Source organism: Streptomyces sp. NPDC045021 (assembly GCF_056432645.1).
In genome coordinates, this window is sequence record NZ_JBWKIQ010000005.1 from 320328 (window position 1) to 339554 (window position 19227).

Genomic DNA, 19227 nt, shown 5'->3' on the forward strand with positions numbered 1-19227 from the left:
AAGCAGCCCGTGACCGAGCACCACCAGGTACTCAACCCCGCCACCGAGGAGATCGTCGCCACCGTCGCGGCGACCACCCCGGAAGGCGTGGACACCGCCGTCGCCGCGGCGGCCAAGGCCCAGCAGGGCTGGGCCGCGCTGGCCCCGGCCGACCGGGCGCGCGGTCTGCGCCGGTTCGCCGCCGAGGTCGACGCGCACGCCGAGGAACTCGCCGCGCTGGAGGTCCGCGAGGCCGGCCACACCCTCGGCAACGCCCGCTGGGAGGCCGGAAACGTCCGCGATCTGCTCGACTACGCCGCCGGCGGCGTGGAACGGCTCAGCGGCCGGCAGATCCCGGTCGCCGGCGGCCTCGACCTCACGTTCCACGAGCCGATCGGCGTCGTCGGCGTCATCGCCCCGTGGAACTTCCCCATGCCGATCGCCGCGTGGGGCGCCGCCCCGGCGCTCGCGGCGGGCAACGCCGTCCTGCTCAAACCGGCCGAGACCACACCGCTGACCGCGCTGCGACTGGCCGAACTCGCCCTGTCCGCGGGCCTGCCCGAGGGACTCTTCCAGGTACTGCCCGGCGCGGGCCCGGTCACCGGGACCCGGCTCGTCGAGCACCCGGACGTGCGGAAGATCGTGTTCACCGGCTCCACCGCGGTCGGCAAGCGGATCATGGAGCAGTGCGCCCGGCAGGTGAAGCGGGTCACCCTCGAACTCGGCGGCAAGAGCCCCAACATCGTCTTCGCCGACGCGGACCTGGAGAAGGCCGCGGCAGCGGCTCCCATGGCCTTCCTGGACAACGCGGGCCAGGACTGCTGCGCCCGCACCCGGATCCTGGTCCAACGGGAGGTCTACGAGCGGTTCCTGGAGCTGCTGATCCCGGCGGTCGAGGCCGTCAGGGTCGGCGACCCGTCCGACCCCGCCACCGAGATGGGCCCGCTGATCTCGGCCGTCCAGCGCGAGCGGGTCCGCTCGCTGGTCACCGACGACCTGCCGGTGGCCGCCCGCGGCAGCGCCCCCGAAGGACCCGGCTTCTGGTACCCGCCGACAGTCCTTGCCCCGGTCGGCGCCGCCGCCCCCGCCGCCACCGAGGAGATCTTCGGACCGGTCGCCGTCGTCCTGCCCTTCGAGGACGAGGCGGACGCGCTCCGGCTCGCCAACGCCACCCGCTACGGGCTCTCCGGCTCGATCTGGACCCGCGACCTCGGCCGGGCCATCCGGATGTCGCGCGGGGTCGCGGCGGGCAACCTGTCGGTCAACAGCCACAGTTCGGTCCGCTACTGGACACCGTTCGGCGGCTTCGGCGAATCCGGCCTCGGCCGGGAACTGGGCCCCGACGCCCTCGCCGCCTTCACCGAGACCAAGAACGTCTTCATCAGCACTGAGGAGTAGCAGCGCATGTCAGAGCCATCCACCACCGAAGTCTGCCGCCGCCTCGTCGGCCGTACCGCGGTCATCACCGGCGCCGGCAGCGGCATCGGCCTGGCCACCGCACGCCGCTTCGCCTCCGAGGGCGCCAACGTCGTCGTCGCCGACATCGACGAGGGGTCGGGCAAGGCTGCGGCCGAGGAGGTCGGCGGGATCTTCGTCAAGGTCGACGTCACCGACCCCGAGCAGGTCGAGGCGCTGTTCAAGACGGCGTACGACACCTACGGATCGGTCGACATCGCCTTCAACAACGCCGGGATCTCCCCGCCCGACGACGACTCGATCCTCACCACCGGCCTGGACGCCTGGCGCCGGGTCCAGGAGGTCAACCTGACCTCCGTCTACCTGTGCTGCAAGGCCGTGCTCCCGTACATGCGGCGGCAGGGCAAGGGATCGATCATCAACACCGCGTCCTTCGTGGCCAAGATGGGCGCGGCCACCTCACAGATCTCGTACACCGCGTCCAAGGGCGGGGTCCTGGCCATGACCCGCGAGCTGGGCGTGCAGTTCGCCCGCGAGGGCATCAGGGTCAACGCGCTGTGCCCCGGCCCGGTCAACACCCCGCTGCTGCAGGAGCTGTTCGCCAAGGACCCGGAGCGCGCCGCCCGCCGGCTCGTGCACATTCCGGTGGGCCGCTTCGCCGAGCCGACGGAGATCGCCGCCGCGGTGGCGTTCCTCGCCAGCGACGACTCCAGCTTCATGACGGCGAGCGAGTTCCTCGTGGACGGCGGCATCGGCGGGGCGTACGTCACTCCCCAGTAGCCGCAAGGCCCGCCGCGCCCGGGAGACGGGTGCGGCGGGCCTTCAGCGGCCTCGCGGCCCCGGGCTCAGACGAGCGTCTTCCAGTACGACCACCAGCGGGTCAGGATCAGCATCGCGATGATGCCGTACCAGAGCACCGGAACGACCCAGTGGAACTCCAGGACCGCGGTGCGCACCCCGGCCGGGACCTTGATGATGCCGTGCTTGATGTTGTGCACGCCCGTGTACCAGAAGAGGGCGATCGTGACGACCCACGCCAGGCAGCACCACAGGCACAGGGAGTTGATGTTGTAGAGCGACTGGTACTGCAGCCACGTCACGAAACCGGCGCCGAACAGGGTGCCGGCCTGCAGGCCCAGCCAGAACCAGCCGCGGTAGCGGGCGCCCGCGAGCAGGCCGACGCCGATACAGAGCACGATCGGGTACGCGATCATGCCGATCATCGGGTTCGGGAAGCCGAACGCGTGGGCCTGTTCGCTCTTCATGATGTTGCCGCAGGAGATGATCGGGTTCAGGCTGCAGGCCGGGACGAAGTTCGGGTCCTCCAGCAGCTTGAACTTGTCATCGGTGATCACGAAGGACGCGAGCGTCCCGAGCGCGCCACAGATGATCAGCAGCCACGCGTAGGCGCGCCCCGTGCCGATGGTGCCCCTGGAGGTATCGCGGTCACCGTCGGTGAGCGTCTGGTCGAGCGCCGAAGTCGTCATATCGCCGTTCCGTAGATCCGTCGTTAGCCCGCGCGACTTTCATTGTGCACCAGCGGCATGGCCCGCAGGTGCCCGGAGGTCCATCGAACGGTGGACACGGAAGTGTCCTCCTGGTCGTCCCCCGCGGCCCCCGCCGGGAGGAGTCTTACCGGCATGGGAAACGAAGCGGTGCGGGTGCGGGGCCTTTACAAGCGGTACGGCGAGGTCACCGCGGTCGACGGAGTCGATCTCGACATCGAACGCGGTGAGGTGCTCGGGATCCTGGGCCCCAACGGGGCGGGCAAGAGTACGACGGTCGAGATCCTGCAAGGGCACCGATCGAGGGACGGCGGCGAGGTGACGGTCCTGGGCGAGGATCCGGACTCGGCCGGACGCGCCTGGCGCTCGCGGGTCGGCATCGTCTGGCAGGACGAGTCGGCGCCGGCGGAGCTGACCGTCCGCGAGAGCGTGCGGCACTTCGCGCGGTACTACCCGCGACCGCGCGATCCGGAGGACGTCATCTCCCTGGTCGGCCTGGAGGAGAAGGCCGACAGCCGCATCAAGTCGCTCTCCGGCGGCCAACGGCATCATCACGCAGAGCGCCGAGCTGGCCGAACTCGCCGACGCCATCCGCGCGGCCGCCCGCGGCTGATCTGACCCCGCTTCCCGTACAAGGCGAAGGGCCCGGACAGCGATGGCTGTCCGGGCCCTTCCCCTCGGGTCAGGCCAGCTTTTCCTGCAGCGTGGCGACCAGCGCGTCCAGCGCGACCGCCACCTGCTCCCCGCTGCGCATGTCCTTGAGCTGCACCAGACCCTCGGCCAGATCACGCTCACCGGCCACGACGGCGAAGCGGGCGTTGGCGCGGTTCGCCGACTTCATCGCGTTCTTCAGGCCCTTGCCGCCGAACGCGAAGTCGGTGGCGATACCCGCCCGGCGCAGCTCGGTGACGGTGCCGAAGAGCGCGCGGCGCGCCTCCTCGCCGAGCGGTACGGCGAACACGTCGGTGGTCGCGGGCAGTTCGAGCTCGATGCCCTCCGCCTTGAGCGCCAGCACCGTACGGTCCACGCCCAGCGCCCAGCCGACGGACGGCAGCGCGGGGCCGCCGATCATCTCGGACAGGCCGTCGTACCGCCCGCCGCCGCCGACGGCGGACTGCGAGCCGAGACCGCCGTGCACGAACTCGAAGGTGGTGCGGGTGTAGTAGTCCAGGCCGCGAACCAGCTTCGGGTCGTCCTCGTACGCCACGCCCGCGGCCGTCAGCAGCTCGCGCACCTGCTCGTGGTACTCCTTGCACGCCTCGCACAGGTAGTCACGGAGCATCGGGGCGCCGGTCAGCTGCCTCTGCACCGCGTCGCGCTTGTCGTCGAGAACCCGCAGCGGGTTGATCTCCGCCCGGCGCACGGTGTCCTCGTCGAGGTCCAGCCCACGCAGGAACTCCTGGAGGGCGGCCCGGTAGACGGGACGGCACTCCCTGTCGCCGAGCGAGTTGAGCAGCACCCGGAAGTTCTTCAGGCCCAGTGCCTTGTACGCGTCGACGGCCAGGATGATCAGCTCGGCGTCGAGCACCGGGTCCTCGGTACCGATCGCCTCGGCGCCGACCTGGGAGAAGTGCCGGTAGCGGCCGGCCTGCGGGCGCTCGTAGCGGTAGTACGAGCCCGAGTACCAGAGCTTGACCGGCAGGTTGCCGAGCTTGTGCAGGTTGTTCTGCAGGGCGGCGCGAAGCACGGAGGCGGTGCCCTCGGGGCGCAGCGCGAGCGTGGTGCCGCCCTTGGTGGTGAGGGTGTACATCTCCTTGCTGACGATGTCGGTGGATTCGCCGACGCCGCGGGAGAAGAGTTCGACCGCCTCGAACCCGGGGGTCTCGATATAGCCGTAGCCGGCCCGCTTGAGCGGTGTGGAGATCGCCTCGCGCACCGCGAGGTACGCCGCGGAGTCCGGCGGGATCAGGTCGTACGTGCCCTTGGGGGCCTGGAAGGTACTCACAGGAAGCCTTGTCACAATCCTCGTCGCGGAGCCGGCGAACCGGCTCCGAAGCCGCGGGCCGCTTCCCCCAGGTAGGGGTTGGCGGCGCGCTCGCGGCCGATGGTCGTCTGGGGGCCGTGGCCGGAGAGCACCACGGTCGAGTCGTCGAGCGGCAGGCACACGCGGGCCAGCGACTCCATCAGCTCGTCCGCGGAGCCACCGGGCAGGTCGGAGCGTCCGACGGAGCCGGCGAACAGCAGGTCGCCCGAGAAGAACACCGACGGCACGTCGGAGGACTCGGGGAGCCTGAAGGTCACCGACCCCTTCGTATGGCCCGGCGCGTGCGAGACGGTGAACTCCAGGCCGGCCAGCGCGAGGGCGGCGCCGTCGGTCAGCTCCCTGACGTCGTCGGGCTCGCCGATGGTCAGCTCGCCCATGAGCTGCTGCCCGATGGAGCGCCCCAGCGCCTTCTCCGGGTCGCTCATCATGTAGCGGTCCTGGGGGTGGATCCAGGCCGGGACGTCATGGGCCCCGCAGACCGGCACGACGGACGCCACATGGTCGATGTGGCCATGGGTGAGGATGACGGCGACGGGCTTGAGGCGATGCTTGGCGAGCGTGTCCTCGACGCCCTGGGTCGCTTGGTGACCCGGGTCGATGATCACGCACTCCTCACCGGCGGCGGGGGCGACCACATAACAATTGGTCCCCCAGGCCCCGGCGGGGAACCCGGCAATAAGCACGTTCGTCCTTCTGTCGTCCGCGGAGGTGTCGGCAGCTCACGAGCCTACCGGCGCGGGAGTGGCGGCGGCGAACCCGTATCGTCCCCGCAGGGGCGCCCGGCCGTACCGCACGGGTACTGGACTGCGGGCCGTGTGGGGCGCGAAGATCTGCCGCACGCGGATTCACGTTCGAGATGACGTTTTCGAGAAGACTGAAGTAGAAGACCGGGAGACGGCGAAGTGGTCACCAAGGAACAGCGGCGGCGACAGCTCGCCCGAGAGAAGTTCGAGCGGCAGCAGCAGCGCAGGACCGCGGAGCAGTCCAAGGCCCGGCGGCGCAACAGCGTGATCGCCGCCGTGGTGGCCGTCGTGGTCGCCGCGGGTGCCACCGCGTACGCGACGGGTGGCCTGGACAGCAAGGAGAAGCCGAAGACCGACGCGGCCGCCAGTCCGTCGGCCACGACGCCCTCCAAGGCGCCGGACCCCTGCGCCAAGCCGGGCGCGGGCACCCCGGGCAAGTCGCAGTGGAAGTCGGAGCCGGCGATGGCGATCGACAAGAGCGCCAAGTACACCTTCACGCTCCAGACCACCTGCGGTGACATCGCGATGACGCTGGACGCCGCGAAGGCGCCGGCCACGGTGAACTCGTTCAAGTTCCTCGCCGACAAGGGCTTCTTCGACCACACCAAGTGCCACCGGCTCACCGCCGAGGGCATCTACGTCCTGCAGTGCGGCGACCCGACCGGTCAGGGCAACGGCGGCCCCGGCTACACGATCCCGGACGAGAACCTGACCGCTCTGGGCAAGGCGCCTGCCGGCGGCACGGTCACCTACCCGGCCGGCACGGTCGCGATGGCGAACACCGGGCAGCCGCACACCGGCAGCAGCCAGTTCTTCCTGGTCTACAAGGACAGCCCGCTGGCACCGACCTACACCCCGTTCGGCACCATCGGCGCGGACGGCATGAAGGTGCTCCAGAAGATCGCGGCGGCGGGCGCGGCAGCCCCCGACGCCCAGCAGAACACTGCCCCGAACGCGACCGTGGTGATCAACAAGGCGGTCGTCAAGCAGTCGTGAACCCCTGATGAGCCGGGCCCCGGCGGTAACGATCTGCCCCGTGGTGGGGAGTGGATCCGCGAGCCCACTCCCTGACCACGGGGAAGGTCGTAATTTCGCGTGTGCTGGATGCGGACAGCCGGGGCGCCGGTCGCCTATGTTGGCGTTGGACCGGTCAGGGCGCAGCCCGGCCGGAGGAAACTGTGAACGATGCCGGCGAGCCGGACAACGGCCGGGCATCACGTGGAGGAGGCGCTGTGAGCAGCGACCCATGGGGCCGCGTCGATGAGACGGGGACCGTGTACGTGCGTACGGCCGACGGGGAGCGGGAGGTCGGTTCGTGGCAGGCGGGGTCTCCGGATGAGGCGCTGGCCTACTTCGAGCGCAAGTACGAGGGGCTTGTCGTCGAGATCGGCCTCCTTGAACGGCGGGTGAAGACCACCGACCTCGCGACCAAGGACGCGCTGACCGCGATCGAGCACCTTCGGGCGTCGGTCACCGAGGCGCACGCGGTGGGCGACCTGGCGGCGCTCGCCACGCGGCTGGACGCGCTCGTCGGGCTGGTGGAATCGCGCCGCGAGGAACGCAAGATCGCGAAGGCGAAGGCGACCGACGAGGCCAAGGTGGCCAAGGAGGAGCTGGTCGCGGAGGCCGAGGGGCTGGCCGAGAGCGAGCAGTGGCGGACCGCGGGCGAGCGGCTGCGCGCCCTGGTCGACACCTGGAAGGCGCTGCCGCGCCTGGACCGCAAGGCCGACGACGAGCTGTGGCACCGCTTCAGCCACGCCCGTTCGGTCTTCTCCAAGCGGCGCAAGGCGCACTTCGCGTCGCTGGACTCCCAGCGCGAGGAGGCCCGCCGCGCCAAGGAGAAGCTGGTCACGGAGGCGCTCGCGCTGTCGAACTCCACCGACTGGGGTCCGACCGCCGCCCGCTACCGCGAGCTGATGACGGAGTGGAAGGCCGCGGGCCGCGCGCAGCGCGAGTCCGAGGACGACCTGTGGAACCGCTTCCGCGGCGCCCAGGACCAGTTCTTCCAGGCCCGCACCGAGGTCTTCAACGAGCGCGACTCCCAGGAGCGGGAGAACCTCGCGCTCAAGGAGGAGCTCGCCATCGAGGCCGAGAAGATCCTTCCGGTGACGGATCTCAAGGCGGCTCGTGCGGCGTTCCGCGCGATCAACGAGCGCTGGGAGGCCGTCGGCCATGTGCCGCGCGACGCCCGGCCCCGTATCGAGGCCCGGATGCACGCGGTGGAGCGCGCGATCCAGGACTCGGAGGAGAACGAGTGGCGCCGGACGAACCCGGAGGCACGGGCCCGCGCCGCGGGTCTGACGGGCCAGCTCCAGGCCGCCGTCGACAAGCTGCGCACCCAGGCCGAGGCGGCACGGGCGGCGGGCAACGCGTCGAAGGCCGACAAGCTCACCCGTGAGCTGGAGGGCCGGCAGGCCCTGCTGGACCAGGCGCTGAAGGGCCTGGAGGAGTTCGGCGGCTGAGCAGGCCCTCAGGCCCGCGGAGCGGACGAAGCGGCCCCGGTACGGAACTCCGTACCGGGGCCGCTCGCGTACGGTCTCAGCGCTGGCGGCCCGAGGTGACGCGGTACACGTCGTAGACGCCCTCGACGCCGCGTACGGCCTTCAGGACGTGTCCCAGGTGCTTCGGGTCGCCCATCTCGAAGGTGAAGCGCGAGGTCGCGACCCGGTCGCGGGAGGTCTGGACGGCCGCGGACAGGATGTTCACATGCTGGTCGGACAGGATCCGGGTGACGTCCGACAGCAGCCGCGACCGGTCCAGCGCCTCGACCTGGATGGCTACCAGGAAGACGGACGACTGGGTGGGCGCCCACTCGACCTCGAGGATCCGCTCGGGCTCCTGGGACAGCGACTCGATGTTGACGCAGTCCGTGCGGTGCACCGACACGCCGCTGCCCCGGGTGACGAAGCCGATGATCGGGTCGCCGGGCACCGGGGTGCAGCAGCGGGACAGCTTGACCCACACGTCGTCGACGCCCTTGACGACCACGCCGGGGTCGGCGTTGGCCCGGCGCTTGGAGCGGTTGCGCGAGGGGGTGGTGATCTCCTCGATCTCCTCCGTCGCGCCCTCCTCGCCGCCGAGTGCGTCCACCAGTTTCTGGACGACGGACTGGGCGGTGATGTGGCCCTCGCCGATCGCCGCGTACAGCGCGGAGATGTCCGGGTACCGCATCTCGTGCGCGAGGGTGACGAGCGAGTCGCCGGTCAGGACCCGCTGGATCGGCAGGTTCTGCTTGCGCATGGCGCGCGCGATGGCGTCCTTGCCCTGCTCGACGGCCTCCTCGCGGCGCTCCTTGGAGAACCAGGCGCGGATCTTGTTCCGGGCGCGCGGGGACTTCACGAAGCCCAGCCAGTCGCGCGACGGGGCGGCGCTCGCGGCCTTGGAGGTGAAGACCTCCACCAGGTCGCCGTTGTCGAGCGTCGACTCCAGCGGGACCAGCCGGCCGTTGACCCGGGCTCCTATGGTCCGGTGGCCGACCTCGGTGTGGACCGCGTAGGCGAAGTCCACCGGAGTGGCACCGGCCGGCAGCGCTATCACGTCGCCCTTGGGGGTGAAGACGAAGACCTCGCTCTGCGAGAGGTCGAAGCGCAGCGACTCCAGGAACTCGCTCGGGTCCTCGGTCTCCTTCTGCCAGTCCAGCAGCTGCCGCAGCCACGCCATGTCGTTGACGGCGTTGACACCGGTGGTGGCACTGTCGCTCTTGCGCGGGGTGTCGGTGCGCACCTTGGAGGCGCCGGAGACCGGCTCCTGCTTGTACTTCCAGTGCGCGGCGATGCCGTACTCGGCGCGGCGGTGCATGTCGAAGGTGCGGATCTGCAGCTCGACGGGCTTTCCGCTGGGCCCGATGACCGTCGTGTGCAGCGACTGGTACATGTTGAACTTGGGCATCGCGATGTAGTCCTTGAACCGCCCGGGCACCGGGTTCCACCGCGCGTGGATGGTCCCGAGTGCCGCGTAGCAGTCGCGGACGGTGTCGACGAGGACGCGGATCCCCACCAGGTCGTAGATCTCGGCGAAGTCGCGGCCTCGCACGATCATCTTCTGGTAGACGCTGTAGTAGTGCTTCGGGCGGCCGGTGACGGTCGCCTTGATCCGGGCCGCGCGCAGGTCCTGCTGGACCTGGTCGGTGACGACGGCGAGGTACTCGTCGCGCTTGGGGGCGCGCTCGGCGACCAGCCGCACGATCTCGTCGTACATCTTGGGGTAGAGGATCGCGAAGGCGAGGTCCTCCAGCTCCCACTTGATGGTGTTCATGCCCAGCCGGTGCGCCAGCGGGGCGTAGATCTCCAGCGTCTCGCGGGCCTTTTTCTCCTGCTTCTCCCGCTTGAGATACCGCATGGTGCGCATGTTGTGCAGCCGGTCGGCGAGCTTGATGACCAGGACGCGGGGGTCCTTGGCCATGGCCACGACCATCTTGCGTACGGTCTCGGCCTGCGCGGCCTCGCCGAACTTCACCTTGTCGAGCTTGGTGACGCCGTCCACGAGCAGCGCGACCTGGTCGCCGAAGTCCCGGCGCAGCGCGTCCAGGCTGTAGTCGGTGTCCTCGACGGTGTCGTGCAGCAGTCCCGCCATCAGCGTGGCCGGGTCCATACCCAGCTCGGCGAGGATCGTGGTGACCGCCAGCGGGTGCGTGATGTAGGGGTCGCCGCTCTTGCGCTTCACCCCGCGGTGCCAGCGCTCGGCGACCTGGTAGGCGCGCTCGATCTGGCGCAGCTGCGCGGTGTCGCCCTTGGGATCGTTGCCCCGGACTATCCGCAGCATCGGCTCCAGCACCGGGTTGTACGGGCTGGAACGCTGCACGCCGAGCCGGGCGAGGCGGGCGCGGACGCGGTTGGAGGAGCCTGCGGCGCGCGACGGGGTCGCGCTGGCGGGGGTCCGTACGGGCCGGACGGCAGGCGTCGGCGGCTCGGGGGCGGCTCCGTTGCTCCCGGCGGGGGAATCGGTCCCGCCTTCGGCGTCGAGCGGCTGGGCCTCGTCTGGCAAGAGCACTCCTCACGCGGGTGGGAGCACCCATGGTATCGATCTGTGGCAGGAGGCGGGGGGGGGGGGGGGGGCGGGGGGCCCCCCCCCGGGGGGGGGGGGGGGGGGGGGGGGGGGGGGGGGGGGGGGGGGGGGGGGGGGGGTGGGGGGGGGGGGGGCCGGCCCCCCCCCCCCCCCCCGGGGGGGGGGGCCCCCCCCGGTTGTTCGGGGGGGGGGGGGGGGGGGGGGGGGGGGGGGGCCCGCGCCCCCCCGCCTCCGGGGCGGTGCTGTGTGCCGTGAGGCGCTGTGCCTGTGGTGTCAGACGATGATGAGTGCGTCCAGCGGGGCGCCCGCGAGGGCGGCGGTGAGCCGTTCGCGGCCGCCGAGGAAGCCGAGCTCCAGCAGGACCGCGACCCCGGCGATCTCCGCGCCGGTACGCCGGATGAGTTCCAGCGAGGCCTCGGCGGTGCCACCGGTGGCCAGCACGTCATCGATGACCAGGACCCGGTCGCCGGCGCCGAGGGCGTCCTGCTGCACCTCGATCTCGGCGCTGCCGTACTCCAGCTCGTAGCGCTGCGACAGCGTCGCGCCGGGCAGCTTGCCCGCCTTGCGCACGGGCACGAAGCCCAGGTGGGCCCGGGCCGCCGCGGGGGCGGCGAGGATGAACCCGCGCGCCTCCAGGCCGGCGACCTTGGTGGCACCGTGGCGCGCGCAGAGCACGGCCAGGGCGTCCACCAGGGCGTTGAACGCGTCGGGGTCCGCCAGCAGCGGGGTGATGTCCTTGAACATCACACCCGGCTGCGGGTAGTCCGGCACGTCCCGGATACGGCCGAGCAGCTGATCACGCAGCGCGTCGGCGCCGGCTGCCGTCGCCGTCACCGCCGCTTCCCCGAAGGACGGTTCTTGCCGCGGTTGCGGGCGGCGGCGGCCTGGGCACGCTGGCCGACCACACCACCGGCGGCGGCGTGGTCGCCGTCCTCCGGCTCGTCGCCCTCGTCCTCGGCGGCAGCGTCCTCACGGGCCCGCTGGTCCTCCTCGGCCGGGTCGACGCCCTTGGCGGCGTCGGCCTTGCGCTTGGCCAGCACGCGCTTCTTGAGGGCCTTGATCTCCGGGTCGCGCTCCTTGAAGTCCGCGACCAGCGGGGTCGCGATGAAGATCGAGGAGTACGCACCGGCGGTGAGGCCGACGAAGAGCGCGAGCGCGATGTCGTTGAGCACACCGGCCCCGAGGATGCCGCCGCCGATGAACAGCAGCGCGCCGACGGGGAGCAGCGCGACGACCGTGGTGTTGATCGAACGCACCAGGGTCTGGTTGAGGCTGCGGTTGGCCAGCTCGCTGTACGTGAAGCGGTTCTGCTTGGTGATGCTCCGGGTCGTCTCCTTGAGACCGTCGAAGACGACGACGGTGTCGTAGAGGGAGTATCCGAGAATCGTCAGCAGACCGATCACGGTGCCCGGGGTGACCTCGAAACCGACGATGGCGTAGACGCCGACGGTGATCGTGAGGTCGTGGATCAGGGCGACGAGGGCGGCGATGGCCATCCGCCACTCGAAGGCGATGGCGAGGTAGATCACCACCAGGATCATGAAGATGATCAGGCCGGTGAAGGCCTTCTGGGAGATCTCCTCACCCCAGCTGGGGCCGACGATCTGTGCGTCGATCTTGGTCGAGTCCAGCCCGAGGTCGGTGGCGACCCGCTGCTGGATGTCCTTCGACTCCTCCGTGGAGATGTCGCTGACCTGGATCCGCACGCCGCCGTTGCCGAGCTTCTGCACGGTGGCGTCATGACTGCCGGTGTGGCCGGCGATCTTGTTCTGCACATCGGTGACCGAGTACGACGTCTTCGCGGTGGTGAAGACCGCGCCGCCGGAGAACTCGATGCCGAGCTTGAGACCGTTGATCGCCAGGCCGGCGATGGCCACGATCGTGATCAGGATCGAGACGCCGTACCAGAGCTTGCGCTTGCCGACGAAGTCGTAGGCGATCTCGCCACGGTGCAGCCGGTGTCCGAGCTGTCCGAGATTGCCGAGCTTGGACATCAGGCCTCCTTCGTCTCGGTGCTCGTCCTGCGGCGGACGCGGCGGATGGGGGCCTGGACACCCAGACCCTTCGGGTCGAGGCCGGACCACCTGTGGCCGTCGGCGAAGAACTTGTTGCGGGCCAGGATCGTCATCAACGGCTTGGTGAAGAGGAACACCACCACGACGTCGAGCAACGTGGTCAGACCCAGGGTGAACGCGAAGCCCTGGACCTTGCCGACCGTGACGGCGAAGAGCACCGCGGCGGCCAGGAAGGACACGAAGTCCGACACCAGGATGGTGCGCCGGGCGCGCGGCCAGCCGCGGGCCACCGAGGGCTGCAGCGAGCGGCCCTCGCGCAACTCGTCACGGATCCGTTCGAAGAAGACGATGAACGAGTCCGCGGTGATACCGATGGCGACGATGGCTCCACAGACGGCCGGTAGGTTCAGCGCGAAGCCGATGGCCGGGCCGAGCAGGGACATCAGCGCGTAGGTGAGCGCCGCCGACACCATGAGGCTGACGATCGCGACGAGGCCGAGGCCCCGGTAGTACGCCAGCATGTAGAGCACGACCAGCGCGAGGCCGACGGCGCCCGCGATGAGGCCGCCTCGCAGCTGCTCGCCGCCGAGTGCGGCGGAGACCGTGGTCACGTCGCTGATGTCGAAGGACAGCGGCAGCGAACCGTACGACAGCACGTTGGACAGGTCCTGTGCGGACTGCTGGGTGAAGCTGCCGAAGATCGTCGCGCTGCCACCGGGCAGGGCCTGCGAGACCGAGGGCGCGGAGACGACGTTGCCGTCGAGGTCGATCGCGAACTGGTTCAGCGGGGGCTGCTGGGCGGCGAGCTGGGTGGTGACCTTGGTGAACTTCTTGGCGCCACCGCCGGTGAAGCTCAGGTCGACGACCCAGCCGTTGCCGGACTGGGTGTCGAACTTCGCGCTGGCCTTGGAGACGTCCTTGCCGTCGAGGACGGCCGGGCCGAGCGCGTACTTGTACCAGATCTTGTCCTTGCCCTCGCCGCGCTGGCCGCAGCCGACGACCTTGTTCTCAGGCTTGACACCCTGGTTCGCCGCGAGGCGCTGCTTCGGGTCGTTGCAGTCGAGCGCGGTGAACTTCGCCTGCAGATCGGCCGGAATCGTGCTGTCCAGCGTGCCGGCCGGGGGCGCGGGCGTGCTGGGCGTCGGCGTCGGGGTGGGCGCCTTGGCGGGGGTCGCCTTCAGACCGTCGGTGACCGCGCGGCCCTGGGTGCTGGCACTCGACGAGGGCGTGGCCTTCGTGGACGACGGCGTGGCCTTCGGCGTGGTCGTCGCCGTCGGCTTGCTGCCCGGCTTGCCCGTCGGGGTCGTGGTCGGGGAGGGCGTCACCGGCGCCTTGGCGGCCGGGGGGTTCGCCTGCTCGGCGAGCACCTGCCGGAAGTACAGCTGAGCGGTCTGGCCGACCTGCTCCTGCGCCTGCTTGGGGTCGGTGCCCTTGGGAATGTTCACAATGATGTGATTGCTTCCCTGGGTCTGCACCTCCGCCTCGGAGACACCAAGACCGTTGACACGCTGGTTGATGATGCTCACAGCGGTGTTCATGTTGGTCTTGTTGACCGCGCCGGCCTGATCGCTCTTGGCGGTCAGCGTGATGCTGACGCCGCCTGCGAGGTCGATCCCGAGTCGCGGGGTGGTGTTGTGCGAGAGGAACATCGTCCCCGTCAACGCCACGAGCGCGATCAGGATCACGGCCAGAGCGCGCCCGGGGTACCCCTGACTCCCCGAGGACCTGCGGCCCTTCTTGGGTGCTGCCACCTTCTTGTATCTCCCTGTCCAACCAGCCCCCGGGCCTGCGCGCCCGTGGGGTGGCCACGAAGTGATGTGAGAGTCCGGACCGACCGCGCCTTACTTGGGGTCGGTGCCGTCCTTCTTCGGCTCGTCCTCCGTCTTGCTCAGGTCGATGTGCTCGTCATCGGCGGCCTCGGCCGTCACGGCGTCCTCGGCCGTGGTCGCGTCCTCGTCCGTGTCCTCGGAGCCGTCCTCCGCCTCGTCCGGCTCGATGCCGTGGACGATCCGGTCGTACTCCGCCTGGTCCAGGACGGCGCCGATGGAGTTCTTGGCGAAGTGCGCGTGCACTCCGTCGGCCAGCTCCAGGAGGACGGTGTCCTCGTTGATCTCCTTCACCACGGCGTACATACCGCCGATGGTGCGGACACCGGAGCCCGGTTCCATCTGGTTCCGCATCGTCGCCGCCTGCCGCTGCTTGTTCTTGGCAGACCGGGTCATGAGGAACATGGCACCGATAAGGATGATGAACGGGAGGAGCAAGCCGATACTCACGATTTACAACGTTCCTTCGCACGGCCGCGGGTGGCTGGCCTGATCTACGGGGGTGTATGCCGTTCCGGAGGAAGGGCGTCGGCGGAGTCTAAGCGAGTCCTCGCCGGTGAAACAACGCCCAGCATGGCACCGAGGTTCCTGGGGGGCGAGTCTCCATGCCGTCACGGTCCGAACAGGCCACCCTGGCCGGGACTCCCGGATTGCTGGGGCGGGACCAGGCCCAGGTGCGTCCATGCCGCCCGGGTAGCCACCCGACCACGGGGAGTGCGCGCCAGCAGGCCCTCCCGGACCAGGAAGGGTTCGGCGACCTCCTCGACCGTCTCGCGCTCCTCGCCGACGGCGACCGCGAGCGTCGACAGCCCGACGGGGCCGCCGCCGAAGAGCTGGAGGAGGGCGCGCAGCACGGCCCGGTCCAGCCGGTCGAGGCCGCGGGCGTCCACCTCGTAGACCTCCAGGGCCTGGGTGGCGATCTCGCGGGTGATCCGGCCGTCGGCTCTGACCTGCGCATAGTCCCGGACCCGGCGCAGCAGCCGGTTGGCGATACGGGGCGTGCCGCGGGAGCGGCCGGCGATCTCCGCGCCGCCGTCCGTCTCGATCTCGACGTCCAGCAGCCGGGCCGAGCGGTGGATGACGCGCTCCAGCTCGGCGGGGGCGTAGAACTCCATGTGGCCGGTGAAGCCGAAGCGGTCCCGCAGCGGGGGCGGCAGCAGGCCGGCCCGGGTGGTGGCGCCGACCAGGGTGAAGGGCGGCAGCTCCAGCGGGATGGCGGTGGCCCCGGGACCCTTGCCGACGATCACATCGACCCGGAAGTCCTCCATCGCCATGTAGAGCATCTCCTCGGCGGGCCGGGACATGCGGTGGATCTCGTCCAGGAAGAGCACCTCGCCCTCCTGGAGGGAGGAGAGGATCGCGGCGAGGTCGCCCGCGTGCTGGATGGCCGGGCCCGAGGTGATGCGGATCGGGGCGCCCATCTCGGCGGCGATGATCATCGACAGGGTGGTCTTGCCGAGGCCGGGCGCGCCGGAGAGCAGCACGTGGTCGGCGGTGCCGCCGCGCTTCTTGGCCGCCTTCAGCACCAGATCCAACTGCTGGCGCACCCGTTCCTGCCCGACGAACTCTTCGAGGTCCTTCGGCCGCAGCGCGGCCTCGACGGCCTGGTCCTCACCATCGGCATCGGAGCCGACCAGCCGGTCCGGCAGCTCACCGGCGGTCGGGGGTGCGGGCTCGTCCCAGTTCACCGCGTCCCACCTCGCGTCGCCGCCTGCCGCGGCCCGGACGGCCCGGCCTTTCGCAGGGGTACGGGGAGTCGCTCCCCGGGGAAACGCAGCATGTCGGGACTTTCGGGTCGTCGGTGCGGGATCGTCGGGTCGGTGCGGCGGCGGGGGCGGGTCGTCCGTGCGGGGATCGGGTCGGTGCGGCGGCGGGCCCTCAGCGGGTGCGGTTCAGGGTCTGGAGGGCCGCGCGCAGCAGGGCGGAGACATTGGGCGCCCCGCCCCCGGCCAGCTCCGCCTCGGCCTGTGGCGCGACCGCGGAGACCGCTTCGTCGGCCTCGCGGGTGGCGTAGCCGAGGCCGATGAGCGCCGCGTGCAACTGGTCGCGCCAGGAGGCGCTGACGGGGCTGCCGATCCCGCGGTTGGCTCCGGGGCCGACGGGCTCGCCGAGCCGGTCCTTCAGTTCCAGCAGGAGCCGCTGGGCGCCCTTCTTGCCGACGCCGGGGACGGCGGTGAGCGCCTTCTCGTCCCCGGTGGCCACCGCGATCCGCAGGGCGTCGGGAGAGTGCACGGCGAGCATCGTCTGGGCGAGGCGCGGGCCGACGCCGCTGACGGTCTGCAGCAGCTCGAAGACCAGCCGCTCGTCGTCGTCCGCGAAGCCGTACAGGGTGAGCGAGTCCTCGCGGACGATCAGCGACGTCGAGAGCCTGGCCTGCTGGCCGGTCCTGAGGGTGGCGAGGGTGCCGGGGGTGCACAGCACGGACATCCCGATGCCGCCCACCTCGATGACCGCGGCGTCCGGGGCGAGTGCGGCGACCGGGCCGCTGACGAAGGCGATCATGCTCGGGGCTCCTGGATTCGTGCGGGCCGGTGGGCGGCGATGGCCTGTTGGAGGCGGTTGGTGGCGGTACCGCGCCAGATGTGGCAGATGGCCAGCGCCAGCGCGTCCGCGGCGTCGGCCGGCTTCGGCGGGGCGTCCAGCCGCAGCAGCCGCGTCACCATGGCGCCGACCTGGGCCTTGTCCGCCCGACCGCTGCCGGTGACGGCCGCCTTGACCTCGCTGGGCGTGTGCAGATGAACGGGGAGCCCGCGCCGGCTGGCGCAGAGCATCGCGACGGCGCTGGCCTGGGCGGTGCCCATGACCGTGCTGACGTTGTGCTGGCTGAACACCCGCTCCACGGCGACGACTTCCGGCCGGTACTCGTCCAACCACGCCTCGATGCCGCGCTCGATGAGGACGAGGCGGTGGCCGATCTCCGCATCGGCCGGGGTGCGCACCACGCCGACCCCCACCATCGTCAACGGCCGCCCCGGGACGCCGTCCACGACTCCGATGCCGAGCCGGGTCAGCCCCGGGTCCACGCCGAGTACCCGCACCCCGTCACCCCTCAAGCCCTGTCGGTCAACTGTTCCTGCAGGTTAGCCGTTCCCACTGACAACGCCGCCGACGCCGACGGGCCGGCGGGGTGTGTCCCGCCGGCCCGTGGTGTGTACAACGCGGAATCAGGCGTCGACCTGCTCCATGACCTCGTCGCTCACGTCGAAGTTGGCGAAGACGTTCTGCACGTCGTCGCTGTCCTCCAGCGCGTCGATCAGCTTGAAGATCTTGCGGGCGCCGTCCTCGTCGAGTTCCACCTGCATGGTGGGGACGAAGTTGGCGTCGGCCGAGTCGTAGTCGATGCCCGCGTCCTGGAGCGCGGTACGGACCGCGACCATGTCGGTGGCCTCGCTGATGACCTCGAAGGACTCGCCGAGGTCGTTGACCTCTTCGGCCCCGGCGTCCAGCACCGCGCCCAGCACGTCGTCCTCGGAGAGTTCACCCTTGGGGACGATGACGACGCCCTTGCGGTTGAACAGGTAGGAGACCGAGCCCGGGTCGGCCATGGCCCCGCCGTTGCGGGTCATCGCGACACGGACGTCGGAGGCCGCGCGGTTGCGGTTGTCGGTGAGGCACTCGATGAGCACCGCGACACCGTTCGGCCCGTAGCCCTCGTACATGATCGTCTGGTAGTCGGCGCCGCCGGCTTCCAGACCGGCACCGCGCTTGACCGCGCTGTCGATGTTCTTGTTCGGGACCGAGCTCTTCTTCGCCTTCTGGATGGCGTCGTAAAGGGTCGGGTTACCGGAGATGTCACCGCCACCCATGCGCGCCGCCACCTCGATGTTCTTGATCATCTTGGCGAAGAGCTTGCCGCGCTTGGCGTCAACCACGGCCTTCTTGTGCTTGGTGGTAGCCCATTTAGAGTGGCCGGACATCGCCAGCTCCTTACAACGTCGCCAGTAGAAATGAACAGAAGAGATCCTACCGGGGTCGCGCGAGGTCCTGTCGTCAATGTAGCGCCGTCCGCCCGAAGGGCGGGCCCGGCGGCGTCTGGTGCGTGCGATCGCAAGGCGGAGGGTCGCCCCTGTACTGGACGTACTGGGGTGGGCCCGACAACGCCGCGAGCGTGCGTGCCAGACGCCGCCGGGCAGGCGCTACTTTGACGACAGGGCCTAGCCCGCGGTGCGCACCATGTCGACGAAGAGCTCGTGAACCCGGTGGTCTCCGGTCAGCTCGGGGTGGAACGAGGTGGCGAGCAGGTTTCCGGAGCGCACGGCGACGACGGTGCCGTCGTCGAGCCGGGCCAGTACCTCGGTCCGCGCGCCGGTCGATTCCACCCAGGGGGCGCGGATGAAGACGCCCTCGACCGGTCCGCCGCCGATGCCGGTGATCTCCACGGCCGCTTCGAAGGACTCGTTCTGCCGCCCGAAGGCGTTGCGGCGCACGAGCATGTCGATGCCGCCGATGGTCTCCTGGTCGTCCCGGCCGTCCAGGATCTTGTCGGCGAGCATGATCATGCCCGCGCAGGAGCCGTAGGCCGGCATCCCGGCCGCGACCCGCTCGCGCAGCGGCTCCAGCATGCCGAAGATGACCGCCAGCTTGGACATCGTGGTGGACTCGCCGCCGGGGATGACCAGGCCGTCGACCTCGGCGAGCTCGGCCGGCCGGCGCACAGGCACGGCCTGTGCGCCGGCGGCGGTGAGCGCCGCGAGGTGTTCGCGTACATCGCCCTGCAGGGCCAGTACGCCGATGGTGGGTATGGCGCTCACGGTC

At 70.5% G+C, this 19227-nt stretch carries 17 protein-coding genes and 1 pseudogene; 5 read left to right on the forward strand and 13 right to left on the reverse strand.

Features of this window, described 5'->3' with window-relative positions:
- The first annotated feature begins 9 nt into the window (after window positions 1-9).
- The gene (locus tag AC07DC_RS18205; protein ID WP_478915423.1) at window positions 10-1377 is read left to right on the forward strand and encodes an aldehyde dehydrogenase family protein; all 1368 of its coding nucleotides are present in this window, start codon (window positions 10-12) and stop codon (window positions 1375-1377) included.
- A 6-nt stretch (window positions 1378-1383) separates the two neighbouring features.
- Window positions 1384-2175 carry a 3-oxoacyl-ACP reductase gene (locus tag AC07DC_RS18210; RefSeq protein WP_478915424.1) on the forward strand — a complete coding sequence of 264 codons (792 nt, stop codon included), beginning with the start codon at window positions 1384-1386 and terminating at the stop codon, window positions 2173-2175.
- A 65-nt stretch (window positions 2176-2240) separates the two neighbouring features.
- On the opposite strand, the gene AC07DC_RS18215 is transcribed toward AC07DC_RS18210, so the two are convergent.
- The gene (locus tag AC07DC_RS18215; RefSeq protein WP_478915425.1) at window positions 2241-2882 is read right to left on the reverse strand and encodes a vitamin K epoxide reductase family protein; all 642 of its coding nucleotides are present in this window, start codon (window positions 2880-2882) and stop codon (window positions 2241-2243) included.
- 153 nt (window positions 2883-3035) lie between these two features.
- Between AC07DC_RS18215 and AC07DC_RS18220 the strand changes: the two are divergent.
- Window positions 3036-3446: pseudogene (locus AC07DC_RS18220) on the forward strand (ATP-binding cassette domain-containing protein); the annotation flags it as partial.
- 136 nt (window positions 3447-3582) lie between these two features.
- Here the strand turns inward: AC07DC_RS18220 and hisS are convergent.
- Window positions 3583-4845 carry a histidine--tRNA ligase gene (hisS, locus tag AC07DC_RS18225; protein WP_478915426.1) on the reverse strand — a complete coding sequence of 421 codons (1263 nt, stop codon included), beginning with the start codon at window positions 4843-4845 and terminating at the stop codon, window positions 3583-3585.
- Window positions 4846-4856: 11 nt separating this feature from the next.
- The gene (locus tag AC07DC_RS18230; protein ID WP_478915427.1) at window positions 4857-5567 is read right to left on the reverse strand and encodes an MBL fold metallo-hydrolase; all 711 of its coding nucleotides are present in this window, start codon (window positions 5565-5567) and stop codon (window positions 4857-4859) included.
- 219 nt (window positions 5568-5786) lie between these two features.
- Between AC07DC_RS18230 and AC07DC_RS18235 the strand changes: the two genes are divergently transcribed.
- Together AC07DC_RS18235 and AC07DC_RS18240 are read left to right on the forward strand one after the other, a co-directional pair.
- Entirely contained in the window at window positions 5787-6623 is an 837-nt protein-coding gene (locus AC07DC_RS18235) for a peptidylprolyl isomerase (RefSeq protein WP_478915428.1), read from the forward strand.
- A gap of 236 nt (window positions 6624-6859) precedes the next feature.
- The gene (locus AC07DC_RS18240) at window positions 6860-8089 is read left to right on the forward strand and encodes a DUF349 domain-containing protein (protein WP_478915429.1); all 1230 of its coding nucleotides are present in this window, start codon (window positions 6860-6862) and stop codon (window positions 8087-8089) included.
- Window positions 8090-8165: 76 nt separating this feature from the next.
- Here the strand turns inward: AC07DC_RS18240 and AC07DC_RS18245 are convergent, their stop codons facing one another.
- The 10 genes from AC07DC_RS18245 to pdxT all read right to left on the reverse strand — a co-directional run bounded on the left by AC07DC_RS18245 (window position 8166) and on the right by pdxT (window position 19223).
- Window positions 8166-10610, reverse strand: a complete 2445-nt coding sequence (locus AC07DC_RS18245; protein ID WP_478915430.1) for a RelA/SpoT family protein — start codon at window positions 10608-10610, stop codon at window positions 8166-8168.
- 294 nt (window positions 10611-10904) lie between these two features.
- Window positions 10905-11465, reverse strand: coding sequence for an adenine phosphoribosyltransferase (locus tag AC07DC_RS18250; RefSeq protein WP_478915431.1), 561 nt, complete (start codon window positions 11463-11465; stop codon window positions 10905-10907).
- A complete protein-coding gene (gene secF, locus AC07DC_RS18255; RefSeq protein ID WP_478915432.1) occupies window positions 11462-12625 on the reverse strand; it encodes a protein translocase subunit SecF in 1164 nt (387 codons plus the stop codon). The genes AC07DC_RS18250 and secF overlap by 4 nt, the downstream gene beginning before the upstream one ends.
- Window positions 12625-14397, reverse strand: coding sequence for a protein translocase subunit SecD (secD, locus tag AC07DC_RS18260; protein WP_478915433.1), 1773 nt, complete (start codon window positions 14395-14397; stop codon window positions 12625-12627). Before secD ends, secF begins: the two co-directional genes overlap by 1 nt.
- 90 nt (window positions 14398-14487) lie before the next feature.
- Window positions 14488-14922, reverse strand: coding sequence for a preprotein translocase subunit YajC (yajC, locus tag AC07DC_RS18265; RefSeq protein ID WP_478915434.1), 435 nt, complete (start codon window positions 14920-14922; stop codon window positions 14488-14490).
- A gap of 161 nt (window positions 14923-15083) precedes the next feature.
- Complete coding sequence (gene ruvB, locus AC07DC_RS18270) at window positions 15084-16160, reverse strand: Holliday junction branch migration DNA helicase RuvB (RefSeq protein WP_478915435.1); 1077 nt, start codon at window positions 16158-16160, stop codon at window positions 15084-15086.
- A 190-nt stretch (window positions 16161-16350) separates the two neighbouring features.
- Window positions 16351-16974 (reverse strand): Holliday junction branch migration protein RuvA, encoded by a 624-nt coding sequence (gene ruvA, locus AC07DC_RS18275; RefSeq protein ID WP_478915436.1) that lies wholly within the window; start codon window positions 16972-16974, stop codon window positions 16351-16353.
- The gene (ruvC, locus tag AC07DC_RS18280) at window positions 16971-17510 is read right to left on the reverse strand and encodes a crossover junction endodeoxyribonuclease RuvC (RefSeq protein WP_478915437.1); all 540 of its coding nucleotides are present in this window, start codon (window positions 17508-17510) and stop codon (window positions 16971-16973) included. The genes ruvA and ruvC overlap by 4 nt, the downstream gene beginning before the upstream one ends.
- A 126-nt stretch (window positions 17511-17636) precedes the next feature.
- Window positions 17637-18389, reverse strand: coding sequence for a YebC/PmpR family DNA-binding transcriptional regulator (locus AC07DC_RS18285; RefSeq protein WP_478915438.1), 753 nt, complete (start codon window positions 18387-18389; stop codon window positions 17637-17639).
- A gap of 237 nt (window positions 18390-18626) precedes the next feature.
- Window positions 18627-19223, reverse strand: coding sequence for a pyridoxal 5'-phosphate synthase glutaminase subunit PdxT (gene pdxT, locus AC07DC_RS18290; protein WP_478915439.1), 597 nt, complete (start codon window positions 19221-19223; stop codon window positions 18627-18629).
- Window positions 19224-19227: the final 4 nt, after the last annotated feature.